The following is a 24,611-nucleotide window of genomic DNA, read 5'->3' as shown; positions in this document are numbered from 1 at the left end:
TGGGGCGGCCGGCGCGGGCGCCGGCCACGGGATCACATCACGATCGGCGGCTCACCGCCGATGATCACCACATCGGCCGGGCGGCGCGCGAACAGGCCGACGCTGACCACGCCCGGCAGCTGGTTGAGCTCGCGCTCCAGCTTGACCGGATCGGTGATCTCCAGGTGGTGGATGTCCAGGATCACGTTGCCGTTGTCGGTGACCACGCCCTCTCGCCAGGCCGGCTGGCCGCCGGTCATGTCCATGATGCGGCGGGCGACCAGGCTGCGGGCCATCGGGATCACTTCCACCGGCAGCGGGAACTTGCCCAGCACCTTGACCTGCTTGCTCGGGTCGATGATGCACACGAAGCGCTCGCTGGCCTCGGCGATGATCTTCTCGCGGGTCAGCGCGGCACCGCCGCCCTTGATCAGGTTCTTGTTGCCGTCGCATTCGTCGGCCCCATCCACATATAGCGACAGGTTGCCGGTGTGGTTGAGCTCGAGCACCTCGATGCCGTGCTGCTTCAGGCGCGCGGTGCTCTGGTCCGAGCTGGACACGGCGCCCTTGATGCGGTGCTGGATCTTGGCCAGGGCATCGATGAAGTAGGCCACGGTGGAGCCGGTGCCGACCCCCACGATCATGCCGTCTTCGACGTATTCAATGGCTTTTTCAGCGGCCAGGCGCTTGGCTTCGGACATGGCGGGCAACTCTTGGAGGAAAGGGGTCAGTGCTTTTCCAGCGACAGCAGCAGCTTCCACTGCGCAGCGGTCACCGGGAGGATCGAGAGACGGTTGCCGCGTGCGGTCAGCGGGAATCCTTCGCCCAGCGCATCGGCGTGCAGCTTGATCTCATCCAGCGAAATGGTGTCGCGCAGTTTGCGCTCGAAGGCCACGTCCACCAGCATCCAGCGCGGTTCTTCGCGGGTCGCCTTGGGGTCGTGGTAATCGGATTTGGGATCGAACTGGGTGTCGTCCGGGTAGGCCTCGCTGGCCACCGTGGCCAGCCCGACGATGCCCGGCACCTTGGTGTTGGAGTGGTAGAACATCACCCCGTCGCCGACCTTCATCCCATCGCGCATGAAGTTGCGCGCCTGGTAGTTGCGCACGCCGTTCCAGGGCTCACGGCCCACGCGCTGCAGATCGTCGATGGAAAAGGCGTCCGGTTCGGACTTCATCAGCCAGTAGCGCTTGCGTGCGGTCATGCGGAGTCTTTGATTACGGTAGGTGCCGACCGTTGGTCGGTACGCAGACAAGGGTGGAGACGTCGGTGCAGATCGCATCCACCGCGACGTCCCAGGATTGCACCGGCAGGTCATCGACCTGCTGGACCGAGAAGCCGACCCCGACCAGCCACGGCGGCGCCGGGCGCTGGTGGCGGAATGCGAAGCTGCGATCATACCAGCCGCCTCCCATGCCCAGCCGGCGACCCAGTGCGTCGAAACCCACCAGCGGCGCCACGACCAGCGCCATCTGCTCCGGTGCGAGCGTGTCGTCCAGCGCGAGATCGGGTTCGGGGATGCCGAAGCGGTTGGTGGTCAGTGCCTGCCCGGGGCGCCAGGGCGCGAAGCGCAGCGTCTTCTCGTGCAGGACCGGCAGGCAGTAGGTCAGGCCGGCGGGCAACTGCATCTGCCAGCGGTGCAGCGCGATCTCACCATCCATCGCCCAATAGCCGGCGACATGGCCCTGCGTGGGCGCGAAAGGAAGGGCGAGCAGGCCATCGGCCAACTGTTCGGCGGCGGCCAGGCGCACGGCGGCGGGGAGATCACGGCGGCGTTGGCGCAGCTGCTGGCGCAGTGCGGAGCGCGGGTCGGTCATGCCTGGGTCCGGAGCGTGCGGGGGAAGCGGATAAAACAAGAGCGACGTCCCAAGGGAACGCCGCTCTTGCTGGAATATTGCATTCTCCGCCGTGACGATGCATGCGAAACGACCTTGAACCCGGGGTTCAAGTGGGTACGCTGGGGTTCCATCGGGCTTCCCGCTACAAGGCGGACTTGCACTCCCGGCGCCGTCGCGCACCCGTGGTCGTAATTAAGGGACAAGGCGAATGTTTGCACACGCCGTCGTTCACAGCAGAGAACGCGACGAGGATTATAGCCCTCTTGTGCGATTCGACCAGTCCGTTCGTCGGTCGAATTGCACATCAATTCAGATCGATGAAGACCGCGCGATGCACGTGTGCAATCAATCACCGCGTGGAACCGGTCGCGTGGATCAACCCGCGCTGTCGAAAGCCCGATCCAGGCGGCGATTGAGATCGCTCAGGGTCTGCTGCAGAGCAATGGCCTGCCGGGCGTGCTCATCACGCAGCTGCTGCAGCTCGTGGGCCAGGTTCAGCGCGGCCAGCACCGCGACGCGGTCGACCGCGGCCATCCGGTTGCTGCCGCGGATCTCGCGCATCTTGGCATCCAGCAGCCGGGCAGCGGCGGTCAGGCTCTCGCGTTCCTCGGCCCCCACCCCCACCGTGTATTCACGATCCAGGATGCGGACACTGACCGGTTCGGTCTGGCTCATGTGTGCTGCTCCAGGGACTTGAGGCGGGTGATCATCGCTTCGACCCGGGAGCGGGCCTGTTCGTTCTTGGCCAGCAGCTGGGAGCGCTCGGCCACCAGCTGCTCCTGCTGATGGCGCAGGCTGCGGTTCTCGTCGGCCAGGCGTTCGTTGCGCTCAAGCAACGCCTCGACGCGGGCGGCGAAGGCCTGCAACTGGGCGATGGCGTCGGCGGGTTCCATGTCCGGCACCATAGGCAAGGGCGGACGGGGCGGTCAAGCGAATAATGACGGGGCCTGCTGGCAGTCGGCCCGCCGGTGCCGGGGCGGGGCCCGGGGCGGGCCATGGCAACCCGGTGGACACAGGTGGATTGCTACACTGTGGCGCTCACAAACCGTAGCCCCAAGATGACCGAACTCCCGAGTGTCGACGACGTAAACCAGGCCAGCCAGGCCCTGGGCCTGGGCGCCAGCGCCGCTGAACTGCACGGCGGCCTCTGCGGCTGGCTGTCCGCCGGCGGTGCGCCGGTGCGTGAATGGCCGGCCCGCGTGCTGGCCGATGACAACCTGCCGACCCCGGCCGAAGGTGACGCCCTGGCGCGCCTGCTCGATGCCAGCGTAGCGCAGATGGAAGACCGCGATTTCGCCTTCGAGCTGCTGCTGAGCGATGCCAGCGATACCGCCGCGCAGGCCGATGCGCTGTTCACCTGGGCGCGTGCGTTCCTGGGCGGCTTCGGGCTGGGCTCGGGCCAGAACCGGCCGGCCTTGTCCGAAGAGGGCGATGAAGCCCTGACCGATCTGGCCAAGCTGGCCCAGGCCTCCAGCGAAGACTTCGAAAGCGGCAACGACGACGATGAAGACGCGCTGGCCGAGATCGAGGAGTTCATCCGCGTGGCGGTGCTGCTGCTGCACGGCGACTGTGTGATGGCCGCGCGCCACCGGCAGCGCTTGAACTGAGATGGATATCCGGCAGCTGACCGGCATCTCCGCCGCCGAATACACCCGCCGCCGCCAGCAATTGATGGAGATGGCCGGCGATGACGCGATCCTGGTGCTGCCGGCCGCATCCGAGCGGGTGCGCAGCCTGGATACGCATTATCCATTCCGCCAGGACTCGGATTTCTGGTACCTGAGCGGCTTCCCGGAACCGGAGGCCGTGCTGGTGCTGATCCCGGGCCGTCGCCATGGCGAGGTGATCCTGTTCTGCCGCGAGCGCGACGCCGACCGCGAAGCCTGGGATGGCGCGCGCGCCGGCCAGGAAGGCGCGGTTTCGCAGTACGGCATGGACGATGCGTACCCGATCGACGATCTGGACGACATCCTGCCCGGCCTGCTGGAAGGGCGCTCGCGGGTGTACTACCACTTCGGCCGCGATGCCGAGTTCGATCTCAAGCTGATCGGCTGGGTCAACCGGGTGCGCTCGCAGGTGCGGCATGGCGCGCAGCCGCCGCATGAATTCCTGGAGCTGGGCCACCTGCTGCACGAACAGCGGCTGTTCAAATCGACCGCGGAAATCGCCGTGATGCAGCGCGCTGCCGACATCAGCGTGCAGGCGCACCGTGCGGCGATGCACGTGGCGCGGCCGGGCATCCATGAGTACGAACTGCAGGCCGATCTGGAGCGTGTGTTCCGTGCCAATGATGCCTGTGCGGCCTACAGCAGCATCGTCGGTGCCGGTACCAACGGCTGCATCCTGCATTACCGCGACAACAACGCGCGCGCGCACGATGGCGATCTGGTCCTGATCGATGCCGGCGCCGAGTACCGCGGCTACGCCAGTGATATCACCCGGACCTTCCCGGTCAACGGCCGCTTCACCGCCGAGCAGCGCGCGCTGCATGATCTGGTCGGTGCGGCGCAGGCTGCGGCACTGGCCCAGGCCCGCCCGGGCACTGCGTACGAGGCTGGCCATCTGGCCGCGGTGGAGACCTTGACCGAGGGCCTGCTGCGGCTCGGCCTGCTCAAGGGCACGCTGGAAGAGAACATCGCCGAAGCGCATTACCAGCGCTTCTACCGGCACAAGACCGGGCACTGGCTGGGCCTGGACGTGCATGACGTAGGCGACTACCGCTTGGCAGGGGACTCGCGGATGCTGGAGCCGGGCATGGTGTTCACCATCGAGCCCGGCCTGTATGTCTCACCGGACGACCGCAGCGTGGAAGCGCGCTGGCGCGGCATCGGGATTCGCACCGAAGACGACGTGCTGATCACCGAGGACGGCCATCAGGTGCTGACCGCAGCGTTGGCGCGCAGTGCCGATGAGATCGAAGAAGAAATGGCCAGGCGCTGATCCGCGCCAGGGTAGCGCCACCCCATGGGGTGGCTCTACGCGGATACCGGGGCGGCGATCAGCGGCCGGCGGCTGCAGGTACCGACCGTGGGTCGGCACCCGCATCGCCGCTCAGCTGGCGGCCGCAAACACCGGGCGGGTCAGGTTGTCCGCATCGCCCTCGGTGCACAGCACCTCGTCCTCGATCCGCACACCGCCATACGGGCGGAAGAAATCCACGCGCTCCCAGTTGATGCTGGCGCCATTGCCGGCCTGCTTCACTTCGTCCAGCAGCATGTCGATGAAGTACACGCCCGGTTCGATCGTGACCACCATGCCCGGCTCCAGCACGCGGGTCATGCGCAGGTACGGGTGACCCTGCGGGCGCTCGATGCGGCCACCGCGGTCGCTGGCGGCAAAGCCGGCCACGTCATGCACCTGCAGCCCGATCAGATGGCCCAGGCCGTGCGGGAAGAAGGCCGCGCTCACGCCGGTGGCCAACGCCGCTTCCGGCGAGACGTTGAGCACGCCGAAGTCCTTGAGGATGCCCATGAGCGACAGGTGTGCGTCGATGTGCAGCTGCTTGTAGTCCACGCCGGCACGCACAGCGGCGCCCATCTGCTGCTGGGCCGCATCCACGGCATCGATCAGCGCCTGGAATTCGTCATGGCCGCTGGCCGCATAGGTGCGCGTGATGTCGCTGGCATAGCCGTGGGCACTGGCACCGGCGTCGATCAGGAAGCTGCGCAGTGGGGTCGGCGCGCTGCGGCCCAGATCGGTGTAGTGCAGCACGGCCGCATGTTCGTTGAGGCCGATGATGTTGCCGTAGGGCAACTCATTGGCGTCCTGGCCGACCGCACGGCAGTACGCCATGTGGATCTCGAATTCGCTGGCGCCAGCGCGGAAGGCGGCTTCGGCGGCACGGTGGCCGCGCACGCCCAGCCGCTGCGCTTCGCGCATCAGGGCGATTTCATACGGCGTTTTGTAGCCGCGCTGCCAGTCCAGGTAATCGATGACCGGTGCGGGATTGTTCGGCACGAAGGCGCCCAGTGCACTGCGCGGTTCACCGAGGATCGCGCAACGCGCCGCATCCTTGGGCAGCAGCGCCAGCGCCTCGTCGGGCGTGCGGATGATCTGGATATCGACATGCTCCACCCACCAGCCATTCGGCGCACCCGGCACCACGTGCCAGTAATCGAAGGGCTGATGGAAGATCAGGGTCGGGCGCTTGCCGGGGGTGTACACCAGCCAGCTGTTGGGCAGCTTGGTCAGCGGCAGCCAGGCCTTGAAGTTCGGGTTCACCGCATACGGGTAATCGCGATCATCAAAGGCCTGGTAATGCAGGGTGCCACTGGGAATCACCAGATGATCGAAGCCGCCACGGGCCAGCGCTTCATCGGCGCGCTGGCGCATCACGCTGGCATGGTGGGAATACAGGGCGCCGAGGTCTGGCTGGTTCATGGCATGAAGCTCGCTGGCAGTGCGGAATGCAGCCCTAGATTCTGCCGCAATCCGCCAGCGGGCGCTGTGCCGGAACCGGCGCTCAGACTGCCGAAGTTTCCTCGGCGATCCACTGCCGCAGCTGCTCGCGTGATTCGCGGGGCAAGGTCAGGAAGCGGAAGCCCACCCAGGCCTGGCCCGGTGCATGGGTCTGCTCGCTCCAGAGCAGGTGCACGCCGACGTCGATCAGCAGCGGCTGACCCTGCGGGCCGGGAATGGTGAACTGCAGCTGGTACAGCGCATCGTCCTGCATCGGCACCGAGGCCAGCATCAGCATGCCGGTTTCGGAGACATTGCCGAGCCGGCCGATCACGGTCTCGGCCATCAGGTCGGTGACGGGCACCAGCTCGGTCACCTGGCGGCGCGGCGCGCGGCGGGTATCGGGTGTGGTCATTCGGTGCTCTCCGCAGGCGTGCCGGCCAGCGAGCGCAGGGTGCGCAGGGTGGCCTGCCACGCACGGTCAATCAGCCTGCCCTTGTCTTCGGTGACGATCCGCACCTGGCCATGGGCCATCAACCGCGACAGGGCATCCAGCGAGTACTCACCCACCTTCTGCCCACGTTGATTGACGAACAGCGCGTTGTCGGTGATCAGGCTGTACCAGGACAACCGCTGCCGGCGCACGTCGCCCTGCTGGTTGGTGGTGAACTCGAACCAGGTCCCGAAGGGCAGGGTGCGCAGCTGGCGATAGCAGTCGTCCTCGGCGGTGCTGCGCGCGAGCGGGGCGACCTTGCGCGGATCACTGGCATCGGCCTGCTCGCCCAGCCGCGTGCGGGCGCGCAGGCGGGCGGTGAGCTCGGTGCGTGAACTGCTGTCATCCTCGCCGCCGGGCGTGGACAGGCGCCGCGCGATCGCGGCCGCCTCGTCCTGGTGGTAGCCGACCTGCAGCAGAGCGGACTCGACCTGCTGCCCCAGCACATCATCACGCTCGGCCATGCCCGGCGCCAGGCAGGTCACCTCGGCGATCCGGGCAGTTTCCTGCTGGCGCTGCTGCCACTGCGGCGAGGTCTCGCCGTTGCGCAGCAGGGTGAGCGTGAGCACGTCCGACCACGCCTGTTTCAGCAGCGCCTGCACGAAGCGCGGGGGCGCGGCCTGTGCGCACAACTGCTCGATGCTGGTGCTGGCCTGCTGCTTGGCCGCCTCCAGCCGCTCCTTGCCGCGGGCGGCTTCGACATGCCGCCGCTCGGCCAGTTCGGCCTTGTGGGCCAGCGTGCGGAAGTGCTGCTGGATCTCCTCGTTGGCGGTGTCGAAGACCGCCACATCGCCGTCGTACTCGTTGACCACCTGGTCGACGGCGTGGCCGAGCTTCTGCACCAGCTGCGGGTCCACGTCTTCCTCGCCCAGCCAGTTGGCGCCGGCCTCGGCCACCGCATTGAGCAGTTCGCGCGCCGGGTGCTGGTCGCGCACGAAAAAGGCCGGGTCGGACAGGGCCGCGCGGGCGACCGGCACCTGCAGCCGGGTCAGCAGGTCGGCGGCCACGGCCTCGGGCCGCACCTCGCGCTGGATCTGCCCGTAGAGCATGTCGAGCAGATCGAAAGTGTCGCTGTCCTTGACCGTCAATGACGCCTGCGCGCCATGTTCGGCACGGACCTGGGCGAGCAGCGCGTTGTGCAGATCGGCCATGCTGCGGCGGGCGCCGCCGGGGGCGACCGCTTGGCCCTGCAGCCTGGCCAGCGTGGCGTGCACGGCGTCGGCCGGTACCGCCAGCGCGGGAGGCGCCTCGGGCGCCAGGAAGGCGTTTTCCGTGGGGGTGGCAACGGGCTGGGCCGAGGCGCCGACGGCTTGCGCGGCCAGCGCTGCGCCGCCAGGTACCGCGCCGGCCGCATGTGCCTGCCGGGCAGCGCCCAACAGCTGGTGCAGCGCTGACATTGCCGGTGCACCGAGGTCGGCCGCAGCGGGGCTGGTGGGGGCGCTCGGCGCTGACACGGACGCCGATGCCGTTGGCGGTGCCGCCGCCGCGTCACCGATGGGTGCGGTGCCGTCCGGCGCGGCGGACGCCGTGGCCAGTGCCATGGCTTGCTCGGTCATCGCTGCCCAGCCGGTACTCGGCGCGCTGCCGTTCCAGCCGGTCAGGGGCCGCGCCGCCGCGCCGCCGCGTGCGCCGGGCAGGCCACGCTCGGGACCGGTGATGATCCGGCGCGTGGTTGCCGAGCGGGCGAGATAGGGGGTGTACACCAGCCCTGGAAGCACGCCTTCGTGCGCGAGCAGGATGTTGGCGCGTTCGAGCAGTTCACCCAGCCGCTCCAGCAATTGACGGTCGAACACGCGGTACAGCGCCAGCTGTGTTTCCAGGCCCAGCGCGAAGTCTTCACCCAGTTCGCGCACGATCCGGCACAGCGCCTGCGGCCCGAACGGCAGGTCATCGACATCGAAGGCCGGTCCGGCGGCGAGCACCCCGAAGCGCTGGCCGAGCAACTGCAGGGCGGTGGCCGAGCGCTGGGCTTCGCGGCGGATGATGTCCACCAGCACGATGTCGCGGTCCACGTCGGTGTCGTTGACCAGGGTCAGCGCGGTAGCCGAAACGGATACCTCGGTCGGGACGATGCGCTGGGTGTGGCGGGGGCCGCGCAGGCTGGCCAGGCTCACCGCCACCGCCTCCAGGAAGCGGGGGCCGAACTGCGCGTTGACTTCATGCAGCTGGCGCGCCTGCGCGAAGATGTCCGCCTGGATCTGGCTGTTGCGCGCGCGCTCGGCATCGCGGAACAGCTCGCGCTCGAGCTCCACGATGGTCAGCTTGAGCGGCGCGGTGAGGGTCTGCACTGCCAGCCCGTGCAACGCGGCCAGCAGGCGGCGCACGCGCGGCGGCGCGGCCACGTCCGCAAAGCGGGTCATGTCGGGCTGGGACGACGAAGGTGCGGGCGCAGACATCCGATGTTCTTCCAGCTCCCCTGAGAACACGGAATCTAACGGTTTCGCCCGGTCCCTGCCAGAAGCGACACGGTTCGGGGTTCCCGGCGCCGGCCAGCGGCCGGCATTACCGTCCGGGCAGGCGCCGCCTGCTCAAGGCAGGAACAGCTCGACCACGTCGTTGGTGAAGCGCCGGCCCAGTTCGGTAGGGATGACCTCATCGCCGGTCACGGTCATCCAGCTCTTGGCCACGGCAATGCGCAGCGGCTCGGCGATCCGCGCCCGGTCCAGGCCGGTACGCGATTCAAAATCCTTCAGGCTGAAGCCTTCATGCAGGCGCAGCAGGTTGAGCATGTACTCGAACGGCAGGCGCTCGGCGCTGATCACATCGTCGCCGCCGATCGAGGCTGCGGTCCCGGCAGTGTCCATGAAGGTCTGCGGATGCTTGTGCTTCCAGCGGCGCAGCACGTGTTCTTCGGCGCCGCTGCTGATCTTGCCGTGTGCACCGGCACCGATCCCCAGGTAATCGCCGAAGCGCCAGTAATTGAGGTTGTGCTGGCTCTGTCGGCCGGGTTTTGCGTAGGCGCTGACCTCGTACTGCGCATAGCCGGCCTCGGCCAGCATCTGCTGGCAGTGTTCCTGGATGTCCCATGCCGAATCTTCGTCGGGGATACCCTGCGGCGGCCGCGCGAAGAACACGGTGTTCGGCTCCAGGGTGAGCTGGTAATGCGACATATGCGTGGGCTGCAGCGCGAAGGCGCGCTCCAGGTCATGCTCGGCCTGGGCCAGCGTCTGCTGCGGCAGCGCGTACATCAGATCGATGTTGAAGTTGTCGTAGCCGGCGTCCTGCGCCAGCTTCACCGCCCGCTCGGCCTCGCCACTGTCGTGGATGCGGCCCAGGCGCTTGAGCGCCTCGTCGTTGAAGGTCTGGATGCCGAAGCTGATCCGGTTCACACCGGCGGCGCGGTAACGGTCGAAACGACCATGCTCGGCGGTGCCCGGGTTGGTCTCCAGCGTCACTTCCAGGTTCGGCGCGAAGCGCAGCCGGGCCGAGGCGGCCTGCAGGAAGCGGTCGATCGCCTCCGGCGGGAACAGGCTCGGCGTGCCGCCACCGAAGAACACACTGCTCACCACCCGGCCCCAGACCAGCGGCAGGTCCTGATCGAGATCGCGGATCAACGCGTCGATGTAAGCCTCGAACGGCAGCTCACCCTTGGCCGCATGCGAGTTGAAATCGCAGTACGGGCATTTGCGGACGCACCACGGCAGATGCACGTACAGCGCCAGCGGCGGCGTCACCAGCCGCGGTGCGTGGTCGTGATCACCCGTGCAGGTTTCGCCGGGCAGGTGGGAACAGTGGTCGTGTGCCATCACAGCAGGGCGGGCAGCTTCTGCTTGAGCAGCTGCAGGGCTTTGGCGCGGTGGCTCATCGCGTTCTTCAGGTCCGGTGCCATTTCAGCCGCGGTCTGCGCCAGCACCGGGTCCAGGAACAGCGGGTTGTAGCCGAAGCCGTGGCTGCCACGCAGCTCATCGAGGATCACGCCTTCCCAGCTGCCTTCGCAGATCAGCGGCTGCGGATCATCGGCATGGCGCAGCAGCACGATCACTGCATAGAAGCGGGCCGTGCGGCGTTCGGCCGGCACCTCGCGCAGCGCCTCCAGCAGCTTGGCGTTGTTGGCGGCATCGTTGGTCGGGCTGCCGGCATAGCGCGCGCTGTACAGGCCGGGTGCGCCGTCGAGCGCATCCACGATCAGGCCCGAATCGTCGGCCAGCGCGGGCAGGCCGGTGCTCTGGCAGGCATGGCGCGCTTTGATCAGGGCGTTCTCGACGAAGGTCAGGCCGGTTTCCGGCACGTCGCTGACACCCAGCTCGCCCTGCGCCACGATCTCCAGCGGCAGGCCGCCGAGCATGGCCTGCAGTTCCTTCAGTTTGCCGGCGTTGCCGCTGGCCAGTACCAGTTTCATTGCTTGGGCTCCAGCAGATCCCACGTGTTGCCGTACAGATCGCCGAACACCGCGACCGTCGCGTAGACCTCCTCGCGTGGGGTTTCGAGGAAGACCACGCCCCGCGCGGTCATCGCCGCGTGGTCGCGCCAGAAATCATCGGTGTTCAGGAAGAAGCCGACCCGGCCACCGGTCTGGTTGCCGATCCGCGCGCGCTGCTCGTCGTTGCTGGCACGCGCCAGCAGCAGGGCCGCCGCGCTGGCGTCGGCCGGCCCGACCACCACCCAGCGCTTGTCGCCCTGGTCGATGTCCTGGAGCAGGCTGAAGCCCAGCGCGCCGGTGTACCAGGCGATCGCCTCGTCGTAGTCGGCCACCACCAGGGTGGTCAGGGCGATGCGACGGTTCATGCCTGGGCCAGGGCTGCCTGCTGCGCAGCGAACAGATCCTTGATGCCCTTTTCGGCCAGGACCAGCAGCGCATCCAGCTCATCGCGGCGGAAGGCATGGCCTTCGGCGGTGCCCTGCAGTTCGATGAAGCCGCCGCCGTCGTTCATCACGACGTTCATATCGGTATCGCAGTCGCTGTCTTCGGCGTAATCCAGATCCAGCACCGGGGTGCCGCGGTACACGCCAACCGACACCGCCGCGACCGCGCCGAAGATCGGGTTGCGCTTGATGTCGCCGCGCTTGATCAGGAAGTTCACCGCATCCACCAGGGCCACGTAGGCGCCGGTGATCGCCGCGGTGCGGGTGCCGCCGTCGGCCTGCAGCACATCGCAATCGAGCGTGATCGTGCGCTCGCCGAGCGCGCCGCGGTCGATGCAGGCGCGCAGGGTGCGGCCGATCAGGCGCTGGATCTCCAGCGTGCGGCCACCCTGCTTGCCGCGGGCGGCTTCGCGGTCGTTACGGGTGTGGGTCGAACGCGGCAGCATGCCGTACTCAGCGGTCACCCAGCCTTCGCCCTTGCCACGCAGGAAGCCCGGCACGCGGTTTTCCACGCTGGCCGTGCACAGCACGCGGGTCTCGCCGAAGCTGACCAGGACCGAGCCCTCGGCGTGGCGGGTGAAGGCGCGCTCGATGCGCACTTCGCGCAGCTGGTCGGCCTGGCGGCCACTGGGACGGGAATCAGTCATGCTCAAGTTCCGGTAAGACGAGGGATGCGGGGCCACGCCCGGGCCGGGGACCGGCGGGCGAGGAGGCTCTAAGGAGACCGCTAGGGTACCATTTGCACTTTGAGAGCACCGGAAACCCGCATGATTCGAAGCATGACCGCCTATGCCAACGGCGAGCGCGCCACCCGCTGGGGCACGCTGGCCTGTGAGCTGCGCTCGGTCAACCACCGGTTCCTGGAGGTCGGCGTCCGCCTGCCCGAAGAACTGCGTGCGTTGGAGCCGCACCTGCGCGAGCGCGTCGCTTCCCGCTGCAGCCGCGGCAAGATCGATCTGGTCATGCGCCTGCGCGCGCCGGAGGTCACCGGTGCACTGGTGGTCAACGATGCGCTGCTGGGCCAGCTCGGCGAGCTGGCGACCCGGTTGTCCTCGGGCTTCCCGAGCCTGCAGGTGAGCTTCACCGAACTGCTGCAGATGCCGGGCGTGATGCAGGGCGAGGCCGTGGATGCCGCCGCGCTGCATGCCGAGGCCCTGGCACTGCTGGATACGGCCCTGGACGGCTTCGTGGCCGCGCGTGAGCGTGAAGGCGACAAGCTGGCCACCGCGATCCAGGAGCGCGTGGACAGCATCGAGCGCATCGCCGCCGAGGTCACCACCCTGATCCCGCTGATCCGCGAGGGCCAGCGCACCAAGCTGGCCGCCCGCCTGGCCGACCTGCCGCACCCGGTCGATCCCGGCCGGGCCGAGCAGGAACTGGTCATGTGGCTGCAGAAGCTGGACGTGGATGAGGAACTGGATCGCTTGGGCAGCCATATTGCCGAGATCCGCCGCGTCTTCAAGCAGCGTGAGCCGGTCGGCCGCCGCCTGGACTTCCTGCTGCAGGAGTTCAACCGCGAGGCCAATACGCTGGGCTCCAAATCGGTGGACAGCCGCACCTCCAATGCCGCCGTCGAGCTGAAGGTGCTGATCGACCAGATCCGCGAACAGGTGCAGAACATCGAATGAGCAGCCAGATCCCGGCCGTCGGCGCGCCTGCGCGCGGCACCCTGTACATCGTGGCCGCGCCCTCCGGGGCCGGCAAGAGCAGCATCGTCAACGCCACCCTGGCCCGCGACCCGCAGATCGCCCTGTCGATCTCGTTCACCTCGCGCGCCACGCGCCCGGGTGAGATCAATGGCGAGCACTACCACTTCGTCAGCGCCGAGGAATTCGAGCGGATGATCGCCGCCGGTGACTTCTTCGAGCATGCCTGGGTGCATGGCGACTGGAAGGGCACCGCACGGCAGTCGGTCGAGCCACAGCTGTCGGCCGGCCAGGACGTGCTGCTGGAGATCGATTGGCAGGGCGCCCAGCAGGTCCGCCAGCTGGTGCCGGGCACGGTCACCGTGTTCATCCTGCCGCCGTCCAAGCAGGCGCTGCAGGACCGGATGCGCAAGCGCGGGCAGGACAGCGAGGCGGTGATCGCCCAGCGCCTGGCCGCCGCGCGTGAAGAAATGCTGCACTTCAACGACTTCGACTACGTGATCGTCAACGAGGTCTTCGAGACCGCGGTGGACGAGCTGTGTGCCATTTTCACGGCCAGCCGCCTGCGCCGGGAAGCCCAGAAGGTCCGCCACGCGGGCCTCATCCAGGCACTGCTGACCCAGGATCCGGCCACAACCGACTGATTCTCAACGGGGTGCTAGCCGGTTGGCTTGATTTTGTCCAGCCCTGGCCGGTACAATCCGTCCCCTTTCCCTCATTCGATTGAGCAGCCCTCACCGGCTGCCGGGAGCCCGCATGGCCCGCATCACCGTAGAAGATTGTCTGGAAGTCGTGAACAACCGTTTCGAACTGGTCATGATGGCGTCCAAGCGCGCCCGTCAGCTGGCCAATGGCGTCCAGGCCACCCTGGACAACAGCGAAACCGAAGACAAGCCGACCGTGCTGGCGCTGCGCGAAATTGCCGCCCGCAAGATCGACAACGCCCTGATCGACGAAGTCGAGAAGGCCGAGCGCGAGCGTGCCGAGCGTGAAGCACTGGAATGGGCCGCTGCCGAAGTCGTCGCCGACGAAGACATGTCCAAGAACGACGACTGATCGCCTCGCGCGTCCGTTGTTGTTGCTGCGAACAGCCCGCCTTTTGGCGGGCTGTTTCGTTTGTGCCGCCAGTCGCTGTGGTGAGGGCGTGTTGTTGCAGGTGAAACTCCCTGTTCAGGATTTGCCGATATCACGCCGCTGGCATAGTCTTTGAGCATGAACCCAGGCCCCACTGCCAAGGTCGCCACGCCCGCCGGCGCGGCCGTACCCGACTATGTCCTCCAGCTTGAGCGCGCAGCGCACTATCTGCCGCCCGACCAACTGCCACTACTGCGCCGCGCCTGGGAAGTAGGCGCCGCCGCGCATGCCGGCCAGACCCGCAAGTCGGGCGAACCCTACATTACCCATCCGGTCGCCGTGGCCCAGGTGCTGGCCGAGCTCGGCCTGGACGTGGAGGCGCTGATCGCTGCGATCCTGCACGACACCATCGAAGACACGCCGCTGACCCGCGAGGAGCTGGCCGCCGAGTTCGGCGAAGCCGTGGCCGAGCTGGTCGATGGCGTGACCAAGCTGGACAAGCTGAAGTTCCGTGATCGCCAGGAAGCGGCGGCGGAGAGTTTCCGCAAGATGCTGCTGGCGATGTCGCGCGATCTGCGCGTGATCATGATCAAGCTGGCCGACCGCCTGCACAACATGCGTACGCTGGGTGCGCAGAGCCGCGAGGCACGTGGCCGCATCGCCCGCGAAACGCTGGAAATCTACGCCCCGATCGCGCAGCGGCTGGGCATGAGCCTGGTCAAGAGCGAGCTGCAGAACCTGGGCTTCAAGGCGCTGTACCCGTGGCGCCACGCGATCCTGGAAAAACACATCCGCAGCCAGCCGGTGGTGCGCCGCGAGGCGATGGCGCAGGTGGAAGTGCAGTTGAGCCAGCGCCTGGCCAAGGAAGGGCTGGAGCACCGCCTGGTCAGCCGCATCAAGACCCCGTGGAGCATCTACAACAAGATGCACGACGAGAACAAATCCTTCGACCAGGTCATGGATGTGTTCGGCTTCCGCCTGGTCGTGCGCAACGTGCCCAGCGCCTACCACGCGCTCGGCGCGGTGCATGCCACCTTCAAGCCGCTGGATGGGCGCTTCCGCGATTTCATCGCGATCCCCAAGGCCAACGGCTACCAGTCGCTGCACACGGTGCTGTTCGGGCCGTATGGCTCGCCGATCGAGGTGCAGATCCGTACCGAGGAGATGGACCTGATCGCCGAGCGCGGCGTGGCCGCGCACTGGACCTACAAGTTCGGTGGCGACTCGCCCAACAGCGCACAGAGCCGTGCACATGCGTGGATCGTGGAGTTGATCGATTCCCAGCGTGCCGCCGGCTCCTCGCTGGAATTCCTGGACAACGTCAAGGTGGATCTGTTCCCGGACGAGGTCTATCTGTTCACGCCCAAGGGCAAGATCCTGGCGCTGCCGCGCAATTCCACGGCGCTGGATTTCGCCTATGCGGTGCATACCGATGTGGGCAACATGGCGGTGGCCTCGCGGGTGGACAAGAAGCTCGTCCCGCTGCGCACCAAGCTGGTCAGTGGGCAGACGGTGGAAGTGATCACCGCGCGTTCGGCCACGCCCAAGCCGCAGTGGCTGGAGTTCGTGGTCAGTTCCAAGGCGCGCACGGCGATCCGTCATCAGCTCAAGCAGCTCGAGCACGAGGACGCGGTGCAGTTGGGCCATCGGATGCTGGACCGCGCGCTGGAGGCGATGGACAGCTCGCTGGAGCGGTTGCCGAAGGGGCGGCTGGATGCGTTCCTGGCCGAGCACCGGTATCCGCGCCTGGAGGCCCTGCTGGCCGAAGTGGCGCTGGGCAACTGGATGCCGAACCAGGCCGCGCAGGCGCTGATGGCGTATGCGGAGCTGCGCGGTGGGGCGCATTCCAAGCATTCGCAGGAAAAGATCCTGATCAATGGCAGCGAGCGCGGGGTAGTGAGCTTCGCGAACTGTTGTCAGCCGATTCCGGGCGACGACATCATGGGCTACCACACGGCCGGCAAGGGCATCGTGGTGCACCGTCTGGACTGCCCGAACCTGGCCGAGCTGCGCAAGTCGCCGGAGCGCTGGGTGCCGATCGGGTGGGATACGACGGTATCCGGGGATTACGACACCTCGTTGATCGTGGAAGTGGAGAACGGGACCGGCGTGCTGGCGCAGTTGGCGGCGGCGATCGCGCAGAGCCATTCGAACATCGAGCGGGTGGATTATCTGGACCGCGATTTCAATGCGGCGGTGCTGGCGTTCAATATCCAGGTGCGCGATCGCAACCATCTGGCGGAAGTGATGCGGCGTCTGCGGCGGTTGTCGGTGGTGCAGTCGGTCAGGCGCCAGTAACGCGCGAGCTGCTACCCGCCAACGGCGGTTCACGTGCGCCTTCTTCCTGCGTGGGGGATGTGACGGGCAGGCCGGGGCAGGACCCGCTGCAAGTACGTCCCTGTAAGCTCGTGTGTTGCCATCCATGGCAACACACGGTCCTGCCCCGGCCCACCCGTCACCTCCCTGTCAGGGCGTGCGGGGGTGCGGAGAGAGGTGGCGTGGCTACCGCGAACGGATGGGTCATTGGCGCTGCGCGGTTGGGGGGCGTCCACGCATGGCGTGGCGCTACCCTTGGGGGCGCTACAATTGTGTTCCCCCTTTTGAATCGTGGAGCTTCCATGTCCCGTCAGATCATTACCAGTGCCAAGGCCCCGGCGGCCATCGGTCCGTATTCGCAGGCTGTGCGTGCGGGCAATACCGTGTACTTCTCGGGCCAGATTCCGCTGGATCCGGCCACCGGTGACATCGTGGGTGTGGGCGATATCGAGGCGCAGGCGCGTCGTGCGTTCGACAACCTGAAGGCCGTGGCCGAAGAGGCCGGTGGTTCGTTGGATCAGATCGTCCGTCTGGGCCTGTACCTGACCGATCTGGGCGAGTTCGCCAAGGTCAATGCGGTCATGCAGGATTACTTCAAGGCGCCGTTCCCGGCACGTTCGACCATCGAAGTGGCGGGTCTGCCGAAGGCGGCCAACTTCGAAGTCGATGCGGTGATGGTGCTCGACCAGGCCTGACGTGGCGCGGTCACGGGCTCCTGCACCGGCGCTGGCCGCAGCCGGGGAGGCATCGTTGTCGATGCTCTCCGGTATCGGGCCGGCGGTGGCGATCAAGCTGGCCGCCCGTGGCCTGTCGTCGCTGCAGGATCTGTGGCTGCATCTGCCACTGCGCTATGAAGACCGTACCCGGCTGACCACCATTGCCCAGTTGCAGCCGGGGGTGGCGGCGCAGGTGGAGGGGCGGGTGAGCGCGGTGGAGCGCGGGTTCCGCTATCGGCCGGTGCTCAAGGTCGCGATCGAGGATGATTCGTACGGCACGCTGGTGCTGCGTTTCTTCCACTTCCGCGCCCAGCAGGTCGCGCAGTTTGCCGTGGGCACGCGCATCCGCTGCTACGGCACCGCCAAGCCTGGCCATCACGGGCTGGAGATCGTCCACCCCAGTTACCGGGTGATGGGCGGCAATGAAGATGACGAGCTGGGCGACAGCCTCGATCCGGTCTATCCGGCGGTCGAGGGGGTTGGCCCCGCCACGATGCGTAAATTCATCGGCCTGGCGCTGGACAGGCTGCCGGAAGAATCCACGCTGGAACTGCTGCCGGCCGGGTGGTTGTCCGGGCTGGGGTTGCCCTCGCTGCGCAGTGCGCTGCTGACCGTGCACCGCCCACCGCCGGACGCCGATCTGGTGGCGCTGGCCGCGGGCCGGCATCCGGCGCAGCGCCGGTTGGCTATTGAAGAGCTGCTGGCACACCACCTGAGTCTGCGCCGTCAGCGCATGGCGTTGCAGGCGCATCACGCGCCCTCGCTGCGCGGTCAGGGTGCCTTGGTGGCGCAGTTGCGCGACAGCCTGCCGTTCCAGCTGACCGGTGCGCAGCAGCGCGTGTTCGAGCAGATCCGCAAGGACCTGGCCAAGGCGCATCCGATGCTTCGGCTGGTGCAGGGCGATGTCGGCTCGGGCAAGACCGTGGTGGCCGCGTTGGCGGCGATGCTGGCGGTGGAGCGGGGCAAGCAGGTCGCATTGGCCGCACCCACCGAGCTGCTCGCCGAGCAGCATATGAACAATCTGCGCGCCTGGCTGGAGCCGCTGGGCGTGCGCACGGCGTGGCTGGCTGGCAAGGTCACCGGCAAGGCGCGCACCAAGGTGTTGGCCGAGGTCGCCTCGGGCCAGGCGCAGGTGGTGGTCGGTACGCACGCGCTGATGCAGGACAGTGTGGTGTTCAAGGATCTGGCACTGGCGATCGTCGATGAGCAGCACCGTTTCGGCGTGCACCAGCGGCTGGCGCTGCGCGACAAGGGGGCGGGTGGGCGCAGTGTGCCGCACCAGCTGGTGATGACGGCGACGCCGATTCCGCGCACCCTGGCGATGTCCGAGTACGCTGATCTGGATGTCTCGGCGATCGACGAACTGCCGCCCGGGCGCACGCCGGTGCAGACCGTTGCGCTCAACAATGATCGCCGGCCGGAGTTGATCGAGCGTATCGCCGTCGCGTGCCGCGAAGGCCAGCAGGTGTACTGGGTCTGCACGCTGATCGAGGAAAGCGAAGAGCTCGATGCCACGCCCGCGCAGGCCACGTTCGAATCGCTGCAGGCGCTGCTGCCGGGCGTGCGCGTGGGGCTGGTGCACGGGCGGCTGAAGGCGAGTGAGAAACTCGCCACGATGGTCGCCTTCAAGGCCGGCGAGATCGATCTGCTGGTGGCCACCACGGTGATTGAAGTGGGCGTGGACGTGCCCAATGCCTCGTTGATGATCATCGAGAATGCCGAGCGCCTCGGCCTGGCCCAGCTGCACCAGCTGCGCGGCCGGGTGGGGCGCGGCTCGGCCGTATCGCGTTGCGTGCTGCTGTACCAGGCGCCGTTGTCGAACATGGCGCGCGAGCGGCTGGAAACGATGCGGCAGACCAACGATGGCTTCCTGATCGCCGAGAAGGATCTGGAGCTGCGTGGCCCGGGCGAATTGCTGGGCACGCGGCAGACCGGCCTGGCCGGGTTCCGGATGGCCGATCTGGCCCGCGATGCGGATCTGCTGCCAGGCGTGCACGCGCTTGCCGAGCGGCTGCTGGCGGAGGCGCCTGACGTGGCCGATCAGGTGGTGCGACGCTGGATCGGCGCAGCCGTGCGGTACGCGTCGGCATAACGCGTTCCCCACAACGCCGATTACCCACATTCAAGGCCAGCCGGCTTTGTGGCCAACGTGAGGCGTGGGAGGGCACCGCCTTGTATTTGTCATGACAGGGTGCGAAAGTCCCTTGCCGATTATCAAGACGGCAACGATGAGCAAGAAGATTCCGCTGTTGATCGACACCGACCCCGGTGTCGATGATGCCCTGGCCCTGTTGATGGCCTTCGCCGATGAGCGCCACGATATCGTTGGCCTGACCATCGCCGCCGGCAACGTAGGCCTGGACCACACGGTCCGCAATGCCCTGAAACTGTGCGAAGTGGCTGGCCGCGACGATGTGCCGGTCTACGCCGGTACCGCCGACCCGCTGCTGCACCCCTCTGTCGATGCCGCCCATGTACACGGCGCCGATGGCTTTGGTGATGTGAACCTGCCGGCCGCCAAGCGCCAGGCCGAGGCCGAACACGCTGCGCTGGCGATCCTGCGCCTGTCGCACGAATACGCCGGTGAGCTGTTCCTGGTCGCGCTCGGCCCGCTGACCAACCTGGCGCTGGCCCTGAAGCTCGACCCGACCCTGCCGCAGCGCGTGAAGCGCTTCCTGGTCATGGGCGGGGCGGTGACCTGCCACGGCAACATCACCCCGGCCGCCGAGTTCAACATCGCCTTCGATCCGGAGGCGGCGCACATCGTGTTCACCGGCTTCCCGCACATCGAAGTGGCCGATTGGGAGGCCACCGTCGCCCACGGCCTGCTGCATGCCGACGTCGAGCAGTGGCTGGCGGCGGACAGCGACAAGGCCCGTTTCTACGAGCTTATCTCGCGCCAGACCCGCCTGTGGTCCGAAGACAGCCGTGGCGAGCGCTGGTACGCCGCCGATGCCCTGGCGATGGCCTGGGCGCTGCAGCCGGAAGGCGCGCTGCGGGTCGAATCGCGTCCGCTGAACGTGGAACTGGCCGGCGTGCACAGCCGGGGTGCTACCATTGTCGACTGGAACCGCCAGACCGGGCAGCCTGACAACACTCAGCTGCTGATGGCCTACGACCAGGGTCGCTTCGAGGCCCAGGTGAGGGCGGCACTCGGCGTCTGATGACGCCGCTGCGGCGGACCTTTCGCACGGTTGATGGACCCGGCTTGCCCTTTGCGGCGGCCGGGACTATAATGCCGCTCTTGACCACCAGCCCTTATTACGGTGCGCGCCCATGAAGGCCGATATTCATCCTGCTTACCGCGACGTGGTTTTCCACGACGTTACCTCTGATTTCAAGATCCTGACCCGTTCGACCATGTCCACCAAGGACACGATCAAGTGGGAAGACGGCAACGAGTATCCGCTCGTCAAGGTTGAAATCTCCTCGGCTTCGCATCCGTTCTACACGGGCAAGCACAAGGTGATCGACACCAGCGGCCGTATCGACAAGTTCCAGAAGCGTTTCGGCAAGCCGGCGCCGACCGCGGCCTGATCTGTCGACGCAGCTGCTTGAAAACAACGGTCGCCTCGGCGGCCGTTGTTTTTTGTTGTCCCCGGTTTGCTGAACGCCAGGTGAGGCCTGCATGCCCCGCCGACGGAACGCTGTGTCCGTGCGTTGGCGCGAGCCCTTGCGCGCGCTGGCACAGCGCCTGCGGTGCGGCCTGGAAGCTGCGTCTACGACTTCCGTCCTAGGGCGTCGAAAATGTTGCTGTGCGATAATGGCGGGATCCACGATAACGATCGTGGACTTCCTTCACGTGCCTGACCCATGCGCTTGGGCGGGCGCCTTCCCTCGAGGAGCGCACACAGTGTCCGATCTTGATCAGGTCACGCTCAACGCCGGCGACACGTCGGTTGTTCTGCCAGTCATCAAACCCACGCTCGGCAACGATTGCGTCGATATTTCGAAGCTGACCAAGGAAACCGGTCTCTTCACGTACGACTCCGGCTTCACCGCCACCGCCAGCTGCAAGTCCGCCATCACCTATATCGACGGTGACAAGGGCGTGCTGCTGTATCGCGGCTATCCCATCGAGCAGCTCTCGGAAAAGTCGAGCTACGTCGAAGTGGCCTACCTGCTGATCAACGGCGAGCGTCCGAGCGCCGAGCAGCTGAAGGCCTTCACCGACGAGCTGGCGGCCGAAGCCGATGTGGATCCGTCGATCAACACGCTGATCGGCAGCTTCGCCAAGGATGCCCATCCGATGGCCATCCTGACCGCCGCCATCGCGCAGCTGTCGGGCATCTACCACGCCTCGCTGGACCTGTCCGACGCCGAACAGCGTCGCCACGCCGCGGTGCGCCTGATCGCCAAGGTGCCGACCCTGTCGGCCCTGATCTACCGCCACGGCAAGGGCCTGCCGGCCAACAAGCCGGACACCTCGCTGGATTACGTCAGCCGCTTCCTGAAGCAGACCTTCGAGTCCGCCGATGGCCAGTACGAGCTGAACCAGGACGTGGTCAAGGCACTGGATCTGCTGTTCATCCTGCACGCCGACCATGAGCAGAACGCCTCGACCTCGACCGTGCGTCTGGTCGGTTCGACCGGCGCCAACCCGTACGCATCTGTCGCCGCGGGCGTCACCGCGCTGTGGGGTCCGGCCCACGGCGGTGCCAACGAAGCCGTGCTGAAGATGCTGGAAGAGATCGGTTCGGCCGACAACGTCGAGTCCGCCGTGCTCAAGGCCAAGGACAAGACCTCCGGCTTCCGCCTGATGGGCTTCGGCCACCGCGTGTACAAGAACTTCGACCCGCGCGCCAAGGTCATCGGTGAGATGACCGGCAAGGTGCTCAAGCAGCTGGGCGTGCAGGATCCGCTGCTGGACGTGGCCGTCAAGCTGGAGCAGGCCGCGCTGCAGGACGACTACTTTGTCGCCCGCAAGCTGTACCCGAACGTCGATTTCTACAGCGGCATCATCTACAAGGCGCTGCAGATCCCGACCGAAATGTTCACCGTCATGTTCGCCCTGGGCCGTACCTCCGGCTGGGTGGCACATTGGCTGGAACAGCAGGTCGATCCGGAAATGAAGATCGGCCGTCCGCGCCAGGTCTACACCGGCAGCGACGTGCGCGACTACCAGGGCTGATCGCCCCGGCAGGTTGTGATGAAAACGTCCCGCACTGCGGGGCGTTTTTTTTTGGGGTGCCGGACACCTCTTTTCATACTTCTTGCATGGGCCTCACTTCGATCGAGGTACAACCTTGGCGGTCATCCTCACGCCCATGGAGTCCCTCATGAATCGTTTGATCGCCGTTGTCCTCATCGCCGCACCGCTGAGCCTGGCCAGCGCCGGCGCACATGCCCAGTACACCGGCCCTGGCGCGACCAGTGCGGTCACCACCGTCGCCGAAGCACGCGACCAGCGCGATGACCAGCCCGTCGTGCTGCAGGGCACGCTGATCGCCAAGATCGGCCACGAACGCTATCGCTTCAAGGATGCCACCGGCGAGATCGACGTCGAGATCGATGACAAGGATCTGCCTGACCGGCAGCCCGTCAGCGCGACGACCGTGGTGGAGTTGCAGGGAGAAGTCGATACCCATCGCTTCAAGCCCACCGATATCGATGTGGAGCACGTGCGGATCATCGGCACGCGCTGATCTGCCTGCACCGTCGAACGCCCCGCAGTGCGGGGCGTTCTGCGTTCATCGTCCGGCGGCCCTCAGCGTGTTTCCACATAGCGGCTGGGCGGTTCCCCCAGCACGCGACGGAACGCCGACGAGAACGCACTTGGGCTGGCGTATCCCAGATCCAGTGCGATCCGGGTGACCGGCTGCCCGGCACCCAGGCGTTCGATCGCGGCGAGCAGGCAGACCTGCTGGCGCCATTCGGCAAACCCCACCCCGGTGTCCGCGCGGAACTGGCGGGTGAACGTGCGTCGGCTCATGCCCGCCTCGGCGGCGACCTCATCGAGCGAGGCGGCGATCGAGGGCGCATCGAAGAGCCGCTGGCAGGCGCGCGCCAGGCGCGGGTCGCGGAGCAGCGGTGCATGCAGTGACAGCCGTGGCATCGCAGCGATCTCCGCGACCAGCAACTGCATCAGCCGGCCGGCACGCCCCTCCAGGTCGTACAGTGCCGGCAGATCGACCGCATCGTCCATCAGGTGCCGCAGCAGCGCCGATACGGCATGCACGCCGCAGCGGGCCGGCAACTGGACCGCCGCCACTTCTTCGGCCGCTACGAAGACATTGAGCATCGTGACCGGGCCACGCATCGCCATGGCGTGCGCGACGCCTGCCGGCACCCAGCAGGCACGCTGTGGTGGCACCAGCCAGTGTCCTTCGGGTGTGGTGAGGCTGATGGTGCCGCGCGAGGCAAACGCGAACTGACCGCGCCGATGCGCGTGATCGGGGAAGACGGATCCGGCGGCGTAGTCGTTGGCGGTGACCACCACGGCGCGCGGCAGATCTTCAAAGGGATCGAGCAGGGTATTGCGCATGGCCCGGATTCTATCGCCATCGGCCTGGCATCGACGGCGGGCCACGCGCCGCCGCCCTAACATCGCGGCCCAACCTCACGTTTCCATGGTGCCGCCATGACCACTACCTTTCATCGCGTCGGCACTGGCGCCCATCCTGTCCTGGTCCTGCACGGCTGGTTTGGCGACGCCCATGCCTTCGAACCGATCGAGCCGTGGCTGTGCGGCGAGGCCTTCAGCTACATCTTCATGGATTGCCGCGGCTACGGTGGCATGCGCGGGGCGACCGGTGACTACACGATCGACGAGATCGCCAATGACGCACTGACCTTGGCCGACACGCTCGGCATCGAGACCTTCAGCCTGGTCGGGCATTCGATGGGCGGCATGGCCATCGAGCGGATCGCGGTGCTCGCCCCGGATCGCGTGCGCGCGCTGGTCGCCGTCGCGCCCGTGCCGTGCGGTGGCATTGCCTACGATTCCCCGACCCGGCAGTTGCTTGAAGCGGCCGCAGGCAGCGTGAGCATCCGCCGGGGCATCATCGATCGCAGCACCGGTGGGCGGTTGCCCGCCGCGTGGCTGGACTGGAAGGCGCAGTACTCGATGGCGCACGCCTCGCCGGAGGCATTCGCGGCGTACTTCCCGGCCTGGGCGGACACCGATTTCAGCGCGGAAATTGCGGACCGGCATCCGGTGAAGGTGCTGGTCGGCGAGCACGATCCTGTGTTCAACGCGGCATTGATGGGCAGGACCTACCTGCGCCGCTATCGGCAGGCGACCGTGGAGGTGCTGGAAAATGCGGGTCACTACCCGATGAACGAAACGCCGCTGGCCCTGGTCGCGGCGATCGAGCGCTTTCTGATTCCGTTCGCCGAGGCCTGAAGG

Annotated in this window: 26 protein-coding genes and 1 other RNA gene; 13 read left to right on the top strand and 14 right to left on the bottom strand. The window is 67.1% G+C overall.

Going from position 1 to position 24,611, the window contains the following annotated elements; all coding sequences use genetic code 11:
* Positions 1 to 32: 32 nt before the first annotated feature.
* From rpiA to ACW6W5_RS10880, 6 genes are all read right to left on the bottom strand, one after another.
* Entirely contained in the window at positions 33 to 680 is a 648-nt protein-coding gene (rpiA, locus tag ACW6W5_RS10905) for a ribose-5-phosphate isomerase RpiA (RefSeq protein WP_121039484.1), read from the bottom strand.
* Positions 681 to 706: 26 nt separating this feature from the next.
* Positions 707 to 1,183 carry an EVE domain-containing protein gene (locus ACW6W5_RS10900; protein WP_121039481.1) on the bottom strand — a complete coding sequence of 159 codons (477 nt, stop codon included), beginning with the start codon at positions 1,181 to 1,183 and terminating at the stop codon, positions 707 to 709.
* 13 nt (positions 1,184 to 1,196) lie between these two features.
* A complete protein-coding gene (locus ACW6W5_RS10895; RefSeq protein ID WP_152152557.1) occupies positions 1,197 to 1,796 on the bottom strand; it encodes a 5-formyltetrahydrofolate cyclo-ligase in 600 nt (199 codons plus the stop codon).
* Between the two features lie 79 nt (positions 1,797 to 1,875).
* Positions 1,876 to 2,060: non-coding RNA, 6S RNA (ssrS, locus tag ACW6W5_RS10890), on the bottom strand.
* A 132-nt stretch (positions 2,061 to 2,192) separates the two neighbouring features.
* Entirely contained in the window at positions 2,193 to 2,492 is a 300-nt protein-coding gene (locus ACW6W5_RS10885; RefSeq protein WP_019183856.1) for a cell division protein ZapA, read from the bottom strand.
* Positions 2,489 to 2,710 (bottom strand): TIGR02449 family protein, encoded by a 222-nt coding sequence (locus tag ACW6W5_RS10880; protein WP_121041210.1) that lies wholly within the window; start codon positions 2,708 to 2,710, stop codon positions 2,489 to 2,491. The genes ACW6W5_RS10885 and ACW6W5_RS10880 overlap by 4 nt, the downstream gene beginning before the upstream one ends.
* A 165-nt stretch (positions 2,711 to 2,875) precedes the next feature.
* On the opposite strand from ACW6W5_RS10880, the gene ACW6W5_RS10875 reads away from it, so the two are divergent.
* Together ACW6W5_RS10875 and ACW6W5_RS10870 are read left to right on the top strand one after the other, a co-directional pair.
* The gene (locus ACW6W5_RS10875) at positions 2,876 to 3,424 is read left to right on the top strand and encodes a UPF0149 family protein (RefSeq protein ID WP_121039475.1); all 549 of its coding nucleotides are present in this window, start codon (positions 2,876 to 2,878) and stop codon (positions 3,422 to 3,424) included.
* Between the two features lie 7 nt (positions 3,425 to 3,431).
* The gene (locus ACW6W5_RS10870) at positions 3,432 to 4,757 is read left to right on the top strand and encodes an aminopeptidase P N-terminal domain-containing protein (RefSeq protein ID WP_152152605.1); all 1,326 of its coding nucleotides are present in this window, start codon (positions 3,432 to 3,434) and stop codon (positions 4,755 to 4,757) included.
* Positions 4,758 to 4,868: 111 nt separating this feature from the next.
* Here ACW6W5_RS10870 and pepQ read toward each other — a convergent pair whose 3' ends face one another.
* From pepQ to rph, 7 genes are all read right to left on the bottom strand, one after another.
* Entirely contained in the window at positions 4,869 to 6,197 is a 1,329-nt protein-coding gene (gene pepQ, locus ACW6W5_RS10865) for a Xaa-Pro dipeptidase (protein WP_152152555.1), read from the bottom strand.
* Positions 6,198 to 6,279: 82 nt separating this feature from the next.
* Positions 6,280 to 6,630 carry a PilZ domain-containing protein gene (locus ACW6W5_RS10860; RefSeq protein ID WP_121039469.1) on the bottom strand — a complete coding sequence of 117 codons (351 nt, stop codon included), beginning with the start codon at positions 6,628 to 6,630 and terminating at the stop codon, positions 6,280 to 6,282.
* On the bottom strand, positions 6,627 to 9,104 hold the full coding sequence (locus ACW6W5_RS10855; protein WP_152152552.1) for a DUF1631 domain-containing protein: 2,478 nt from the start codon (positions 9,102 to 9,104) through the stop codon (positions 6,627 to 6,629). The genes ACW6W5_RS10860 and ACW6W5_RS10855 overlap by 4 nt, the downstream gene beginning before the upstream one ends.
* 132 nt (positions 9,105 to 9,236) lie before the next feature.
* On the bottom strand, positions 9,237 to 10,454 hold the full coding sequence (gene hemW, locus ACW6W5_RS10850) for a radical SAM family heme chaperone HemW (RefSeq protein ID WP_226956627.1): 1,218 nt from the start codon (positions 10,452 to 10,454) through the stop codon (positions 9,237 to 9,239).
* The gene (gene rdgB / locus ACW6W5_RS10845) at positions 10,454 to 11,047 is read right to left on the bottom strand and encodes an RdgB/HAM1 family non-canonical purine NTP pyrophosphatase (RefSeq protein WP_193222794.1); all 594 of its coding nucleotides are present in this window, start codon (positions 11,045 to 11,047) and stop codon (positions 10,454 to 10,456) included. Before rdgB ends, hemW begins: the two co-directional genes overlap by 1 nt.
* Complete coding sequence (locus ACW6W5_RS10840; protein WP_152152548.1) at positions 11,044 to 11,433, bottom strand: VOC family protein; 390 nt, start codon at positions 11,431 to 11,433, stop codon at positions 11,044 to 11,046. The genes rdgB and ACW6W5_RS10840 overlap by 4 nt, the downstream gene beginning before the upstream one ends.
* Positions 11,430 to 12,158 carry a ribonuclease PH gene (rph, locus tag ACW6W5_RS10835; protein ID WP_088432674.1) on the bottom strand — a complete coding sequence of 243 codons (729 nt, stop codon included), beginning with the start codon at positions 12,156 to 12,158 and terminating at the stop codon, positions 11,430 to 11,432. The genes ACW6W5_RS10840 and rph overlap by 4 nt, the downstream gene beginning before the upstream one ends.
* Positions 12,159 to 12,278: 120 nt before the next feature.
* Here rph and ACW6W5_RS10830 point away from each other — a divergent pair, with 120 nt between their 5' ends.
* From ACW6W5_RS10830 to ACW6W5_RS10785, 10 genes are all read left to right on the top strand, one after another.
* Positions 12,279 to 13,139 (top strand): YicC/YloC family endoribonuclease, encoded by an 861-nt coding sequence (locus tag ACW6W5_RS10830; RefSeq protein ID WP_121039457.1) that lies wholly within the window; start codon positions 12,279 to 12,281, stop codon positions 13,137 to 13,139.
* Positions 13,136 to 13,801 carry a guanylate kinase gene (gene gmk / locus ACW6W5_RS10825; RefSeq protein WP_121039454.1) on the top strand — a complete coding sequence of 222 codons (666 nt, stop codon included), beginning with the start codon at positions 13,136 to 13,138 and terminating at the stop codon, positions 13,799 to 13,801. Before ACW6W5_RS10830 ends, gmk begins: the two co-directional genes overlap by 4 nt.
* Positions 13,802 to 13,913: 112 nt before the next feature.
* Positions 13,914 to 14,213 (top strand): DNA-directed RNA polymerase subunit omega, encoded by a 300-nt coding sequence (gene rpoZ, locus ACW6W5_RS10820; protein WP_005410877.1) that lies wholly within the window; start codon positions 13,914 to 13,916, stop codon positions 14,211 to 14,213.
* Positions 14,214 to 14,369: 156 nt separating this feature from the next.
* Positions 14,370 to 16,529 (top strand): RelA/SpoT family protein, encoded by a 2,160-nt coding sequence (locus ACW6W5_RS10815; RefSeq protein ID WP_121039451.1) that lies wholly within the window; start codon positions 14,370 to 14,372, stop codon positions 16,527 to 16,529.
* Positions 16,530 to 16,849: 320 nt separating this feature from the next.
* Positions 16,850 to 17,242, top strand: a complete 393-nt coding sequence (locus tag ACW6W5_RS10810; protein WP_121039448.1) for a RidA family protein — start codon at positions 16,850 to 16,852, stop codon at positions 17,240 to 17,242.
* Position 17,243: 1 nt separating this feature from the next.
* Positions 17,244 to 19,355: an ATP-dependent DNA helicase RecG gene (gene recG / locus ACW6W5_RS10805; protein ID WP_121039445.1), complete on the top strand. Its 2,112-nt coding sequence runs from the start codon at positions 17,244 to 17,246 to the stop codon at positions 19,353 to 19,355.
* Between the two features lie 136 nt (positions 19,356 to 19,491).
* Positions 19,492 to 20,427: a nucleoside hydrolase gene (locus ACW6W5_RS10800; RefSeq protein WP_088432679.1), complete on the top strand. Its 936-nt coding sequence runs from the start codon at positions 19,492 to 19,494 to the stop codon at positions 20,425 to 20,427.
* Positions 20,428 to 20,539: 112 nt separating this feature from the next.
* Positions 20,540 to 20,800, top strand: a complete 261-nt coding sequence (locus ACW6W5_RS10795) for a type B 50S ribosomal protein L31 (RefSeq protein WP_019183873.1) — start codon at positions 20,540 to 20,542, stop codon at positions 20,798 to 20,800.
* A gap of 316 nt (positions 20,801 to 21,116) precedes the next feature.
* Positions 21,117 to 22,394, top strand: coding sequence for a citrate synthase (locus ACW6W5_RS10790; RefSeq protein WP_121039442.1), 1,278 nt, complete (start codon positions 21,117 to 21,119; stop codon positions 22,392 to 22,394).
* 148 nt (positions 22,395 to 22,542) lie between these two features.
* Positions 22,543 to 22,908, top strand: coding sequence for a NirD/YgiW/YdeI family stress tolerance protein (locus tag ACW6W5_RS10785; protein ID WP_121039439.1), 366 nt, complete (start codon positions 22,543 to 22,545; stop codon positions 22,906 to 22,908).
* Between the two features lie 62 nt (positions 22,909 to 22,970).
* On the opposite strand, the gene ACW6W5_RS10780 is transcribed toward ACW6W5_RS10785, so the two are convergent.
* Positions 22,971 to 23,747, bottom strand: a complete 777-nt coding sequence (locus ACW6W5_RS10780; protein WP_152152546.1) for an AraC family transcriptional regulator — start codon at positions 23,745 to 23,747, stop codon at positions 22,971 to 22,973.
* 96 nt (positions 23,748 to 23,843) lie between these two features.
* Here ACW6W5_RS10780 and ACW6W5_RS10775 point away from each other — a divergent pair, with 96 nt between their 5' ends.
* Entirely contained in the window at positions 23,844 to 24,608 is a 765-nt protein-coding gene (locus ACW6W5_RS10775) for an alpha/beta fold hydrolase (protein ID WP_152152544.1), read from the top strand.
* Positions 24,609 to 24,611: the final 3 nt, after the last annotated feature.

Source organism: Stenotrophomonas sp. IS26 (assembly GCF_054188265.1).
Note: the sequence above shows the minus strand (reverse complement) of the source record. Positions and strands in the feature narration are given on the sequence as shown.